Raw genomic sequence first — 13,343 nt, 5'->3', positions numbered from 1 at the left:
TTAATCTGGATTCATGACCGTGCACCAGGATTCCCATTTGGCCCCCACCTCAGATCAGTCGGCATTCCCGGGGAACGCGAGAACCCACGCGCCCTATGCCGATGCACTGCAGGCGGCGGCAGAACGTGACTCGCTGTTCCTGTCCACCCCCGGACACGGCGGAACCACGACGGGAATCTCGGCAGGTCAGGCCGAGTTCTTCGGCGAGCACATCCTCTCCCTGGACATCCCCCCACTCTTCGACGGCATCGACCTCGGCGTCGACACCCCGAAGGACGAAGCACTGCAATTGGCCGCCGAGGCCTGGGGCGCTAGGCGCACCTGGTTCCTCACCAACGGCTCCTCGCAGGGCAACCGCATGACCGCGCTGGCGATCGGCACCCTGGGCACGGGCGTCGTCACCCAGCGCAGCGCCCATTCGAGCTTCATCGACGGCATCGTAATGGCGGGCCTCAACCCCGGCTTCGTCTCCCCCAACGTCGATGAGGTCAATGGAATCGCACACGGAGTCACCCCGGACTCGCTGCGCCATGCCATCGCGTCCCACCCCGAAAAAGTCACTGCCGTCTACCTTGTGACTCCCAGCTACTTCGGTGCCGTCGCCGATGTCAGGGCCCTGGCCGAGGTCGCCCACGACGCCGGCGCGGCCCTCATCATCGACGCCGCATGGGGTGCTCACTTCGGCTTCCACCCCGATCTGCCGGAATCCCCGGTCACGCTGGGTGCCGACATCGTCATCATGAGCACCCACAAGCTTGCCGGCTCATTCACCCAGTCGGCCCTGCTCCACCTCGGCGATACCAAATTCGCGAATCGCCTCGAACCCGCCCTGGCCCGCGCTTTCATGATGACGGCTTCCACCAGCGAGAACGCCCACCTCTTGGCCTCGATCGATATCGCCCGCCGGGACCTGGTGAACTCACACGACGCGATCTCCGATTCGCTGGAGAACATCCGCCAGATCCGTGCCCGCATCGAGGGCTCAGAGCACTATCATCTGCTCTCAGGGGACTTCATGAACCATGCCGATGTCGTCGATATCGATCCCTTCCGCCTGCCCATCGACATCACCTCGACGGGACTCGACGGACATGCCGTGCGCAAACGCCTGACCGAGGACTTTGACATCTTCGCCGAAATGGCAACGTCGACGACGATCGTCGCGCTCATCGGCGTCGGCAAGTCACCTGACCTCAGCCGACTCTTCGACGCCCTCGATCAGATGCGCCTGGAGAACAACAGTTCCGAGACTGCCGAGGCCACGACGAAGCCGGCAGGGATTCCGGCACTGCCGAATGCCGGCAAGCTGATCACCTTGCCCCGCGATGCCTACTTCGCGGATTCCGAACTCGTTTCCGCCGCCGAGGCTGTCGGTCGAACCAGCGTCAGCTCCCTGGCCGCCTATCCGCCCGGAATCCCCAATGTCCTCCCCGGCGAGGAGATCACCGCGGAGACGGTCGAGTTCCTGCAGGCCGTTGCGGCCAGCCCCTCGGGACACGTGCGCGGCGCAGTCGATCCTCAGCTGAGCACGTTCCGAGTCCTCAAGGACTGAACTGCAGTCTGAGAATTCCCCATTGCTTTCAGCCGGTCCATTGCCTCAAAGCGGCCCGTTGGCCCTGATCGGATCCCTTCCTTGAGCCAAGGAGACTGGTTGATTGTTCAAATAGCGATACTGTATGCAAAAAGCTGTCTTGTCGGCTACAGTCTCCGCTGAGGATAAATCTGACACAGAATGCTCTTCCCTTATTCTCGCTGCTGTACCAGACGTGGTCTGCAATGACGAGCTGCAGACTGCATGACGCTACCGATTGATACAGGACCGGATGGACGCGCACGCACACCAGCCAGGGGAAGAACTCGCCGACTTCACGGAGAACGAGCTCCTCTCGCTCATCGACGCCGGAACCGCAGGTGCATATTCCGAGATCTACCGCCGCTACCGCGATGACGCTGTGGCCAGGGCATCATCCTCTCTGCCCGACGCGACGGCCAGGCAGGTCGTAGATGGTGCTTTCCTCAGTGTGCTCAGGTCCCTGCTCAACAGGTCCTCCGACACAGCCGAGGATCTCCGCTCCATGGTGGACGCCGAGATCGACGTGCATCTCGCGAATCCGACGTCAGCGAATGGTGCGGACTCATCCGGGGACGTCTCTTCTGCGAACGCGGAAGCTCCAGAGGCCGCTCTGGTCTCACAGGCGCTGTCGAACCTGCCCGATAACTGGCAACGGATCTTGTGGCTGTGCGAAGTCGAACGGCTCTCGCCCGAGGCCGTTGCCGAGCAACTGAATATCAAAGCTTCCACAGTCGAACGGCTGGCCGATCGGGCCCATCAAGGCCTGCAGGACGAGTGGCAGAAGGTTCGCCCGACGGACAGTAAGGCAGCCGTCGATCACCGCGCAGCACTCATTCCTGCGTTGCTGACCTCGCCGATCGTCATCGAGCGCCTCTCAGCCACCCTGGCACAGGCGATTCCAGAACCAGCTCCCGCTGTTGCCGAAATGACTGCAGCCGAAGAGCCAGCTGGCGCGGGCACAGGCATCGGCAACGCACCGGCACTCAAACCTGCAGGAGCGGAGGCCAACTCGGGGACAGAGGCGGAATGGGAGGCAAATACCGCACCCGAAGCCATCCCCGCAACTGCCAGTTCCTCAGAGGCCGATGAATCTGCCGAGGCTTCAGGTACATCTGCTGAAACTGCGAGCGACCCCGCTGGCGCTGCGGGCATTTCCGCTGGCACCGCGGATACAACCGCAGGCGCCACAAATACCGTCGAACCCGTTTCGCTCGCCGCGTTTGGCACACAGTCAGCAACCACTCAGACCTCGACCCAGACGCCTGCAGCGACTCGGTTCAGCATGCCGAAACCTGTTCTGATCCCTGTGGTCGCCGCGTGCATTGGACTCTTGGGAACGCTTGTCGGTGTAGCCATCGTGCCGCAACAAGGCGAGCAGACGGGGCTGTATCCCGGCAACGCGGGCACTGCAGTCTCACCCGCAGACTCCTTCTCGAAGAAGGAGGACAAGAACAGCAGCTCCCATTCTCCAGACGGCACGAGCTCGGACAAGCAAGACCAAGAGTCGGGATCCGGGAAATCGCGGACATCCGACCCCGACAGGGACGAGGGTGAGAAGTCATCCCGGAACCCGGGCCACGATGACAGTCGGTCGGACGATAGTCCGTCGACCGAGGACAACCCCGACGACAAGAGCGACAACGGCGATCGCCCGTCAGCAGAAGAACCAGATCAGCCGAGTCCGTCGGATTCCGACAGGCCAGATCCTGAGTCGCCTTCGGAGCCGACACCGTCGACGCCCGACGACCCTGAATCTCCTTCGGACCCACCGCCCTCAGAGTCGGAAGACCCGACGCCCTCAGATCCCCCACCGTCAGATGAGCCCACCGATCCGACACCACCGCCGGAGGAGCCGACAGAGGATCCGGGTCCCTCGGATCCGCCATCATCAGACGCCGGAACCCCGTCAGAACCTGATCCGACACAGGACGACTCTTCGAGCACGCCCGAGAACCCCGCCGCCTGAAGCTGTTCCTAATAACCACAGGTTCGCCTGAGGTAAATACGCCGGTCGCCTTCAACCGACCCACAGAATACTTACCCGAACGACAATTCATCGTGATCTGGCTCACTAATTTTGTTGACATGGGTGTTTAATCGAGTAAAGATGTTCAGCATTGTCGAATGCGATCGCCCCGTAACTCTCGAGTTCTTTGGGCGTCAGAAAATCGAATTGCATCTGAAACGAGGAACCACTGATGTCAGAAGGCCAAGGAAAACCCGCTTCCGAGGGGGCGAAGGCGCCCAGCCGGACCCGGAAAGCACTCAAGAAGATGCGCCTGGAGGCCGACCACTGCATCGTCATCGAGCCCAAATCAATTCGCATCGCGATCGGCGGAACCACCGTCGGCAACTTCATGGAATGGTTCGACTTCGGTGTCTATGGATACCTCGCCGTCACCATGACAACTGTCTTCACCGAAGGCATGGACAGACAGATGGGCCTCCTCGTCACCCTGCTCGGATTCGCGGTCTCCTTCCTCGTCCGCCCACTCGGCGGCATGGTCCTGGGGCCCCTGGGTGACAAGATCGGTCGCCAGAAGGTCCTCTTCTTCACCATGGCCACCATGGCCACCGCCACCGCACTCATCGGCGTGCTGCCCACCGCAGCTCAGATCGGGCTGTGGGTGATCATCCCTCTCTACCTGCTCAAGATGATTCAGGGCTTCTCCACCGGCGGTGAGTACGCCGGTGCAACCACCTACGTCTCCGAATTCGCTCCCGACAAGTCGCGCGGCTTCTGGGCCTCCTGGCTCGACGTCGGCTCCTACCTCGGCTTCGCGGCCGGAGCAGGCACCGTCGCCGTCACCACCGTCATCGCAACAAGCGTCGCCGGAGAGAACGCCATGGTCGATGGCGGCTGGAGGATCCCGTTCCTCATTGCGATCCCTCTCGGCGCAGTCGCGATCTGGTTCCGCCTGAAGATCCCAGAAACCCCCAGCTTCGAAGCCACAGTGGCCGAGGGCCTCGATGTGAAAGTCAAGGATGACAAATATGCACGCCACGGTCTCATCGGCGTCATCCGTCACTTCTGGAAAGAGATCCTCATCGGCATCGCCATCGTCGCCGGTTCGCAGACGGTCGGCTACGCCCTCACGAGCTTCATGCCGACCTACCTCGAGGAAACCGTCAAGGTCTCGAATGTCCAAGCAGCTGTGGCGACCATTCCAGTCCTCGTCGTCATGTCCATCTGCCTGCCGCTGATCGGTCGCCTCTCGGACAAGATGGGCCGCAAGTTCGTCTTCCTCGTGGCGTCAGGATCGACGATCGTACTGATGGTTCCGGCCTTCGCAGTGATGCAGATCGGCGAGATGTGGGCGGTTGTCGTCGCTCTGTTCATGGTCGCCCTGCCGGCCGGTTTCTACATCGCCTGCCTCGCGTCGACGTTGCCGGCGCTGTTCCCGACAGCATCGCGCTACGGCGCCATGGGCCTGACCTTCAACATCGGGGTCTCTATGTTCGGCGGCACCACACCGCTGTTCAGCCAGGCGCTCATCGACCTCACCGGCAACTCGTTCATGCCTGCGTTCTACATCATGTTCTTCTCGATCATCGCCTTCGTGGCGGTGCTCCTGATGAAGGAATCGGCTCACAAGCCGCTGCTCGGGTCGTTCCCGACCGTTGGCTCACGTGAAGAAGCCGTCGAGCTCGTGCGCACCCAGGACGATAACCCCGACCTCGACCCGGACACCATGCCGATCCCGGTCGTGAAGGTCTGATCTCAATCGCCAACAGGTCTGATCAGCAGCCCTGACCATCGCCGAGGCGGTCGCTCCCTCACGTAGGGGCGACCGCCTCGTTGTCTGCCTGCTCCGCCGTCTGAACTCTCAAGTCTCGGCTTGTCCGGTCCGCTTGAAGAAGTAGAGGTTGCGGGTGACGAGCTCGGCCGCCTCGTCCGCCCGTCCCTCCTCAATGAGGTCAACAAGCGCCATCAGTTCCTGAGCTGAAGCAAGGATGACCGCGTCGACGGCACCCGTGGGTTGGAAGATCCGCGATTGATCACGCAGCCGGAGACTGATTTCTGCGGCACGGCGGCCGAGCCCAAATTCGAGCAGCGCTTCGTGGAAGCGACGGTCGTGGGTGAAGAACGCGGTCATATTCCCGGTTTCGGCGGCATCGACAGTCGCTGCAGCCTGGGCGCGCAACTGTTCGATCTGGGCCGAGGTCTCCGGTGAGACTGCCGCCTGTTCGCACAGCTGCCTGACGGCGGGGACTGCGAGCAGAACCCGCACGTGGGTGATCTCTTCGAGGTCGGCCTGCGTGACCGGGACCAGGCGAAACCCTCGGTTCGGCACAGCCTCGACGGTCCCCTCGGTGACAAGAGCCATCATCGCCTCTCGCACCGGGCTCAGTGACATGCCCAGCTGCTTCGCCAGCCCGGCCGCCGAATAGATCCGATCTTCGTCGAGCTCCCCGGCGGTGATGGCATCGCGGATGATCGCCAACGCCTGTTCGCGCAGCGAGGCGACCGGCGCTCTGACCATTTCCACGAACCCTCCATCCTTTCCACGAGGTTCCCACCACACCTTCAAATATCGGTTCACCAGGTCGTGGGCATCCTAGGCGCGGGACATTTGTTTCCCGCGAGCTATTGACAGCATAACCATGAGAACTCACGATTGAGGTAGGTAGTCGGTAACCGATTACCTAAAGAATTCGACCGTGTCGGTCTTCTCATTTCCGACACCGCGTTCCTGCGACGAAGGAGGAACACATGTCCGAGGATCCGCTGCTCCAGCCATTCGAGTTGGGCCCGCTCACTCTGCGCAACCGCATCGTCTCCACCTCCCACGAACCCTCATACACCGAACTCGGCATGCCCAAGGATCGCTACCGCCTCTACCACCTGGAGAAGGCACGCGGCGGTGTGGGACTGACGATGATCGGAGGCTCCGCCATCGTCTCGAAGGACTCCCCTGCCGCCTTCGGCAACATCGACCTGTCCACCGACGAGGTGGTGCCCTGGCTCTCCGCACTTGCCGCCGACTGCCACGACGAAGGCGCCGCGGTGATGATCCAGACCACCCACCTGGGTCATCGCTCCTCGAACTTCACCGGCGACTGGCTCCCCTTGGTCTCGGCCTCACGGACCAGGGAAGCCGCGCACCGGTCGTTTACGAAGGAGATCGAAGACTTCGACATGGATCGCATCGTCGACGACTTCGCATCCGCTGCCGCAAGGGTTGCCGAGGCGGGCCTCGACGGGCTCGAGATCATGCACGCCGGCCACCTGCTCGATGCCTTCCTCGCCCCCTGGCTCAACACCCGCACTGACGAGTACAACGGAGAACTTGAGAACCTCCTTCGCTTCCCGCTGCGAGTCATCGACGCGGTGAAGGCGGCAGTGCCCAAGGACTTCGTCGTCGGAATCCGCATGGCCGTCGACGAGCTGCGCGAGGACGGTATGCGTGAAGACCGGGCGAGTGACATCCTCACGACTTATGCCGCCCACGGCATCGATTTCCTCAACCTCAACGTCGGCACCATCAGTTCTGACAAGGACCTCGCCGAGGCGATTCCCGGGATGGGCACTCCCTCAGCGCCGTGGCTCGAAACCTGCCGTCGCATCCGCAAGGCCATCGACATTCCCGTCCTCCATGCCGCCCGCATCGCCGATGTGCCCACCGCCAGGTACGCGATCGAGGACAGTTGCCTCGACCTCGTGGGCATGACCCGGGCCCAGTTGGCCGACCCCTACCTGGTGACAAAGATCAAAGAGCATCGCGAGGACGACATCCGCCCGTGTGTGGGCGCGAACATGTGCCTCGACAGCATCTACACCTCGGGTGCCGCGACCTGCATCCACAATCCCGCGAGCGGGCGCGAAGCCGATCTGCCCCAGGAAGTTCCACGCAATGCCGGCGCCGATCCCAAACATGTCGTCATCGTGGGCGCCGGCCCGGCCGGCCTCGAAGCCGCCCGCGTCGCGGCCGTTCGCGGACACCGGGTGACCCTTCTCGAAGCGGACACGAGCGCAGGTGGGCAGGTGCGCATCGCGGCTCGTTCGGAACGCCGCCGCGACCTCATCGGCATCGTCGACTGGCGACTCCAGCAGTGCAGGAAGCACGGCGTCGATGTCCGCTTCGATACCTTCGCCGAGGCGGACGACATCCTCGCACTCGCACCCGATGTCGTCATCGTCGCCACCGGCGGCGTTCCCGATTCCAGCTACCCCTTCCGGGAGCAGGGCCCGGCCTTCGACGTCTGGGATGTGATGAACGACAGCCTGCGCCAGAAGCAGCGCGTCATCGTCTACGACGACCACGGCTTCTATCCCGCTCTGGACGCTGTCGAGCGCCTGGCCCGCAACGGCCAGCAGGTCACCTACGTGACCCCCGAACGCACTATCGGCATCGATGTCGGTTCGATGAACTCACCGGCCTACCTGCAGGTCTTCTCCGAATTCGGCGTCACGGTTCACCTCGGCGAGAGACTGGCCGCGAAGCCCGTGGCTGCAGACAAGAGCGTGCATGCGATCCTGCGCAATGACTACTCGGGCATCGAGACCGAGCTCGAGACCGACGCTGTGGTCGTCGACTTCGGGACTACACCCAACGACGACGTCTACTTCGCGCTCAAGCCGAAGTCGAGCAACCTCGGCGAGGTCAAGCTCGATGCGTGGATCCACGGCCAAGCCCAACCCGAGCCCAGCGCCACCGCTGGTTCAGGCAGCCCTGGCGGCACGAGCCCAAGCACTACCGCCGAGGCGAGCGCCCCCTTCGCGCTCTATAGGATCGGTGACGCCGTCACCTCCCGCAATGTCCATGCCGCCGTCCTCGAGGGACTACGTGTGGGAATGGGAATCTAAACCGATGTTGCTGAGCGATTTCGAGATTACGACTATCGACTATCACACGGCCGGAGAGCCGTTTCGGATCGTCGCCGAGCTTCCCAAGTCGATACTCGGGGCCACCGTAGCCGAGAAGCGGATGACTGCGATCAACGACGAGGAGATCGACGGAATGCGTCGGCTGCTCGTCAGCGAACCGCGGGGCCATGCCGATATGTACGGCGGTTTCATCACTGAACCCGATGACGACGGCGCCCATTTCGGGGTCCTGTTCTGGCACAAGGACGGCTTCTCGACAGCCTGTGGTCATGGGACCATCGCCCTCGGCGCCTGGGCGATCGAGTCCGGTCTCGTCGCCGCTGACGCCTCGGGACTGACCGATGTCGTCATCGACGTACCCTCGGGCAGAGTGAAGGCGAGTGTGCACACCGATGCGCTCGGCCTTGTCACCTCGGTCGACTTCGTAAACGTCCCCTGCCGGCTCATCGCGGCAGATGTCGAAATCGAGGCCGGACTCTTCGTCGACCTCGTGTGGGGCGGGGCCATCTATGCCTGTCTCGATGCAGATCGTCTCGATGCCGACCGGTTCTCTTCGGACTCAAGCGGTGACGGGCTCGCTGTGGTCCCTGGGAACGTCAACGAGCTCATCGCCCTCGGCAGGCAGGTCAAAGCCGCCCTCGCCGATCATCCGCTGACGAGGCACCCCGATGACGAGCGGCTGAGCGGGGTCTACGGAACGGTCATCGTCAACCGCCTCGGCACACTGCCCGGAGGTGAACTTCACCAGCGCAATGTCACCGTCTTCGCCGACGGTCAGGTTGACCGCTCTCCCTGCGGGTCGGCCACAGCGGCGCGTATCGGGGCGTTGCACAGCACTGGAGAGCTGGCGGCCGGTCAGGTGCTGATCCACGAGTCGATCATCGGCACCAGGTTCCGAGCTCGGGTGCTCACAGAGACAGTGGACGGAGTCGTCCCGATCATCACTTCGAGCACGCACAAGATCGCCACCTGCACATTCGTGGTCGATCCGCGCGACGAGCTCGTCCCCGGATTCGTCCTGCGCTGACCGGAAGCCATCCGGCACGTCCTCGTCGGTGACACTTCTGGCAGGAGCTCCAAGGCGAGCCCCTCTGCGCGGCTTGCTACCGCTCCACCACGAGGTCGCTCAGTGGTGTCGAACAGCAGGGGAGGAATTTGCCGGCCGCGATCTCCTTGGGGCGGATGCCCCCGGCATGGTTCATCTCGACCTCGCCGCTGACCAACACGGACTTGCATGTGCCGCACATGCCTTCTTCACATGAGGAGGGGAAGACCATGCCTGCTTCGACGGCCGCGTCGAGGACCGTGGTCTCAGGGTCGCAGTCGACGTGCTTGCCGCTGGTTGTGAAGTCGATGCCGAACTTCGCGGCCACCGAAGCGCCGCAGGCGAGCGCCGAGGCACCCTCCGCCTCGGCGACCTGTCCCTTCCGTGCCAGCCGGTCGGCCGGGGTCGTCGCGAAGACGAAGGACTCTTCATGCACTCGGGAACCGAGGACACCGAGCTCGTGCAGCATGATTCGGACCGCGGCCATGTAATCGGCGGGACCGCAGACGAAGGTCTCGCGATCGGCCAACTCGGGGACCACCTCGGCGAGGGTCTCCCGGGTGATGCGGCCACGGCGGCCAGCCCACGCCTCGGCGACTCCCGCCTCGGATGCGGAACCTCCTGCCTCGGATGCGCAGTCCCGGGAACACATTGTCACCGCGCTCACACCGGGGACCTGGGCCAGCTGCTCGAGCTCGGGGCGGAAGATGATGTCGGCCGGAGTGGCCGCATTGTGGATGAGGACGATGTCGGTCGCAGTTCCCGCCGGTCGGGCCAGCAGGGACCTCACCATCGACATGATCGGGGAGATGCCCGAGCCGCCGGAGACGAACAGGTGCTTCGCAGCCGGGTGGAAACTGGTGCTGAACAGACCGTAGGGCCCATCGACGTGGACGCGGTCGCCGACGCTCAAGACATCGTGGAGATAGGTCGAGACCGCGCCGCCGTCCACGCGTTTGACGGTCAGGGTGAACGTGTTCGTTCCGAACGGCGCCGAGGCGATCGAGTAGCAGCGCTCACGCTCGAGCTCGGGGATACGCACCGTCACGTACTGCCCGGGCTCGAAGTCGATCCTGGCCATCCAGGGAGCGAAGAGTTCGAAGCTCTTCACGTTGTGCGTGACCTCGGTGATGGCCACGCATTCGACCATCCCCGTCAGTTCCGCGTCGACGTCGGGGACAGCGGCGCCAAGGCCGGGAGCTGTCGCATCAAATCCGGCGTGCAGCGTCTCCTGGTCGATGGTCATCAGCCCTGCCCTCCTGTTCCGGTGCTCTGTGAGCTGTTGTGTGCTCGGTGAGCCTGCAGTCGTTCGATGTACCAAGTGCAGAACTCCTCGAGGTCACTCTCCGTGGGCGCATAGGGGCCGGGGACGTAGGCCGGGGATGAGATTCCTCGGTGGGCCTTCGCACACAGGGCAGCGTCCTGCTCATTCGTCTTCACCCAGACGGTCGTGAGGTTCTCCACGTCGTAGTCGACGCCTTCGACGGCATCTTCGTGGACCAGCCAGGTCGAGCGCACTCGCGTCGTGTCGGGGCCCAGCGGGATGACGGAGAAGGTGACCGCGTGGTCGCCCATGAAGTGGAACCAAGCGTTGGGTTGGGTGTGCATCGACAGTCGTCCCAGTTCAGGGGTATCGAGTTCACCCAGCAACTTCGCCGAGGCGGCCGCCCCGTCCATCGTGTAAGACTCCCCTTTCCCGTCGAGGGCGGCCCGTTCGATCCGGAAACCGGTAGGACGACCGCTGAGTTCTTCGATGAGCTGAGTGGGCAGATTGTTGCGTTCGCTGTTGGCCCGCAGCCGCTCTTCAGCATCGAGGTAGCGCTGATAGGCGGGCTTGAGTCGCTTTGGGACGGCTTCCGGCGCGTAGCCGTAGGTCGGGAAGAACGTGCATGTCAGCTCCGGGTGGCCGGCCTCGCAGTGATAGCACTCGCGGTTGTTCTCCATCACGAGCTTCCAATTGGCGTGCTCGATGAGGTCCACCTGGGCGGCGACTTTTGTCTTGCTCAGGGCGTGCGGTTCGATGTAGGGCGCGATCCGGTCGGCCACCTCGGCGAAGTCCTCTGGAGGATTCTGCGCCAGGCAGATGAAGATGAGTCCGGAAACGACACGGACATTGACCGAGCGCAGGGAGAAACAGGTCCGGTCGAAGCCGGGAGCCTGGACGCCTGCGGACATGAGATCGCCCTCGGGCGAGTAGGTCCACTGGTGGTAGCTGCAGACGATGTTGCCCACAGAGCCGTTGGTCTCGGACAGGAGGCGAGCGCCGCGGTGGCGACACACGTTGTGATGGGCGCGAATCTCCTCGTCGTCATCGCGGATGATGATGACCGAATAGTCGCCGATGTCGAGAGTGACGAAATCGCCGGGCTCGGGCACCTCGGCCGCCGCCGCTGCGAAGATCCATGTCGCTGCGAACACTGCATCGATGTCCCTGCGATAGAACTCCTCGGAGATATAGAACGGGGCGTCCAGGCAATAGCCGGGTCGACGGCCGTCGATGAGCCGGTCTGGATCGTCTGTTCGGACTTCGTCTGTTCGGGAAGCATCTGTTCGGGGATCAACTTCGGGTGCCAAAGTCATCGGTGTCACCGCCTCGCTGCGATTGCTGCTGTTGCTGCCTAAGGCCAGTGTCCGCCGGAAGACTCACGAATAAAAGCGAATCTTTTTCGACTTGATCGTGCAACAATATTGCATGATCGATCAGCGTCTCCACGTGCTCCGAGTCCTTGCCGAGGTCGGCACCGTCACCGAGGCCGCGCAGCGCCTCGGCTATACCCCCTCTGCGGTGTCTCATCAGCTGCGATCACTGTCCAAGGACCTAGGTCTGACCATCCTCGAACAGCGTGGCAGGGGCCTCGCGCTCACCCGCGTGGGCCAGCTTCTGCTCGAGAGGACGCAGGAGCTCTTCACTCGGTGGGAAGAGATCCGGGGTGAACTCGCCGAGGCGGATGCGGGCGGTTCCCTGCGGCAGAGGCGTCTGCGACTGTGCGGCTTCTCGACCGCTGCGGCGACTCTGCTGCCGCCGACCGCCGAGAGGGTGAATGAGATGTTCCCCGATTCGCACGTGACCATCATCGAAGCCGAACCGGAGGAATGCTTCGAGCTCCTCGTCACTGAACAGGCCGATATCGCCGTGGTGGTGGCCACGGATCCGCTGCCGCCGCGCAGCGATGTCCGGTTTGAGCAGAATGCCCTTGTCAGCGATCGTCTCGATCTCCTCGTGCGCAGCGATCATCGCCTCGCGACTCGCTCTGCGGTGTCACTGAGTGAAGCTGCGGAGGAGAGCTGGATCCTCGACCGCCCGGGTTCGCCCTACTACCGATTGGTGCGAACGGCCTGCGCAGCAGCCGGGTTCTTCCCCGAGAACGCCCACCAATCACGGGAATGGGAAACGGGTGCGGCCCTGGTTTCGGCCGGATTGGGCGTGGCCCTCATCCCCCGCCTGGCCAGACTGCCCGAGGGCTACGATGTGGCCCGCGTCCCGCTGCGCGGGGACCCCGTTCCCTCTCGGAAGATCCTCACTGGGGTGCGCAGCGGCTCCGCCGGACAGCCGATCATCACCGCCGCACTGAAGATCCTCCACGAGGTCGCCGCCTCGGTGGCTCAGCGCGGAGTGTGAACGGGTTGAGCTTCGCCTTGTTCGAGGTCTCACATCCGGGAAGGCCTCATCTCAGACGAGAGCTGACCAGTACCTACCCCCACCTCTCACCGTCGGTACCTTGTGCTCCCCATCGTATCGGCACCTCGGCGCTCTTGGTCAGCCCTGCCGTGGCAGGACTGTAACGAACACGCCAGCCTTTTCGCATGCCGAAGAGCATTCACATGCTGACCAGGGGTGACATAAGGTCAGTTCCAAGGCCGAGCCACTGTTCGCAGTCCCACCCGCAAAGGAAGTG

General features: G+C 63.3%; 9 protein-coding genes. 6 read left to right on the top strand and 3 right to left on the bottom strand.

Features of this window, described 5'->3' with window-relative positions; translation table 11 throughout:
* The first annotated feature begins 13 nt into the window (after positions 1-13).
* From INT40_RS16550 to INT40_RS16540, 3 genes are all read left to right on the top strand, one after another.
* On the top strand, positions 14-1,552 hold the full coding sequence (locus INT40_RS16550) for an aminotransferase class I/II-fold pyridoxal phosphate-dependent enzyme (RefSeq protein WP_226831554.1): 1,539 nt from the start codon (positions 14-16) through the stop codon (positions 1,550-1,552).
* A gap of 271 nt (positions 1,553-1,823) precedes the next feature.
* On the top strand, positions 1,824-3,539 hold the full coding sequence (locus tag INT40_RS16545; RefSeq protein ID WP_193072523.1) for an RNA polymerase sigma factor: 1,716 nt from the start codon (positions 1,824-1,826) through the stop codon (positions 3,537-3,539).
* 307 nt (positions 3,540-3,846) lie between these two features.
* Complete coding sequence (locus tag INT40_RS16540; RefSeq protein ID WP_413463169.1) at positions 3,847-5,292, top strand: MFS transporter; 1,446 nt, start codon at positions 3,847-3,849, stop codon at positions 5,290-5,292.
* Positions 5,293-5,400: 108 nt separating this feature from the next.
* Here the strand turns inward: INT40_RS16540 and INT40_RS16535 are convergent, their stop codons facing one another.
* A complete protein-coding gene (locus INT40_RS16535; protein WP_193072581.1) occupies positions 5,401-6,057 on the bottom strand; it encodes a GntR family transcriptional regulator in 657 nt (218 codons plus the stop codon).
* A 230-nt stretch (positions 6,058-6,287) separates the two neighbouring features.
* Here INT40_RS16535 and INT40_RS16530 point away from each other — a divergent pair, with 230 nt between their 5' ends.
* Complete coding sequence (locus INT40_RS16530) at positions 6,288-8,381, top strand: FAD-dependent oxidoreductase (RefSeq protein WP_193072521.1); 2,094 nt, start codon at positions 6,288-6,290, stop codon at positions 8,379-8,381.
* A 4-nt stretch (positions 8,382-8,385) separates the two neighbouring features.
* Positions 8,386-9,429, top strand: coding sequence for a proline racemase family protein (locus tag INT40_RS16525; RefSeq protein ID WP_193072520.1), 1,044 nt, complete (start codon positions 8,386-8,388; stop codon positions 9,427-9,429).
* 76 nt (positions 9,430-9,505) lie between these two features.
* On the opposite strand, the gene INT40_RS16520 is transcribed toward INT40_RS16525, so the two are convergent.
* Both INT40_RS16520 and INT40_RS16515 read right to left on the bottom strand, forming a co-directional pair.
* Entirely contained in the window at positions 9,506-10,693 is a 1,188-nt protein-coding gene (locus INT40_RS16520) for a hybrid-cluster NAD(P)-dependent oxidoreductase (protein WP_193072519.1), read from the bottom strand.
* Positions 10,693-12,027, bottom strand: a complete 1,335-nt coding sequence (locus tag INT40_RS16515) for an aromatic ring-hydroxylating oxygenase subunit alpha (protein WP_226831552.1) — start codon at positions 12,025-12,027, stop codon at positions 10,693-10,695. The genes INT40_RS16520 and INT40_RS16515 overlap by 1 nt, the downstream gene beginning before the upstream one ends.
* A 112-nt stretch (positions 12,028-12,139) precedes the next feature.
* Here INT40_RS16515 and INT40_RS16510 point away from each other — a divergent pair, with 112 nt between their 5' ends.
* The gene (locus INT40_RS16510) at positions 12,140-13,066 is read left to right on the top strand and encodes a LysR family transcriptional regulator (protein ID WP_193096532.1); all 927 of its coding nucleotides are present in this window, start codon (positions 12,140-12,142) and stop codon (positions 13,064-13,066) included.
* Positions 13,067-13,343 lie beyond the last annotated feature (277 nt).

The sequence above is a fragment of the Brevibacterium sp. FME17 genome, assembly GCF_014897515.1.
Taxonomy (GTDB): domain Bacteria; phylum Actinomycetota; class Actinomycetes; order Actinomycetales; family Brevibacteriaceae; genus Brevibacterium.
Note: the sequence above shows the minus strand (reverse complement) of the source record. Positions and strands in the feature narration are given on the sequence as shown.

Excerpts from the sequence above, each read along its gene's own strand:
- INT40_RS16540 (WP_413463169.1), top strand. The coding sequence starts at position 3,847 with ATGCGCCTGGAGGCCGACCACTGCATCGTCATCGAGCCCAAATCAATT.
- INT40_RS16525 (WP_193072520.1), top strand. The coding sequence starts at position 8,386 with ATGTTGCTGAGCGATTTCGAGATTACGACTATCGACTATCACACGGCC.
- INT40_RS16515 (WP_226831552.1), bottom strand. The coding sequence starts at position 12,027 with ATGACTTTGGCACCCGAAGTTGATCCCCGAACAGATGCTTCCCGAACA.
- INT40_RS16545 (WP_193072523.1), top strand. The coding sequence starts at position 1,824 with ATGGACGCGCACGCACACCAGCCAGGGGAAGAACTCGCCGACTTCACG.
- INT40_RS16530 (WP_193072521.1), top strand. The coding sequence starts at position 6,288 with ATGTCCGAGGATCCGCTGCTCCAGCCATTCGAGTTGGGCCCGCTCACT.
- INT40_RS16535 (WP_193072581.1), bottom strand. The coding sequence starts at position 6,057 with ATGGTCAGAGCGCCGGTCGCCTCGCTGCGCGAACAGGCGTTGGCGATC.
- INT40_RS16510 (WP_193096532.1), top strand. The coding sequence starts at position 12,140 with ATGATCGATCAGCGTCTCCACGTGCTCCGAGTCCTTGCCGAGGTCGGC.
- INT40_RS16550 (WP_226831554.1), top strand. The coding sequence starts at position 14 with ATGACCGTGCACCAGGATTCCCATTTGGCCCCCACCTCAGATCAGTCG.
- INT40_RS16520 (WP_193072519.1), bottom strand. The coding sequence starts at position 10,693 with ATGACCATCGACCAGGAGACGCTGCACGCCGGATTTGATGCGACAGCT.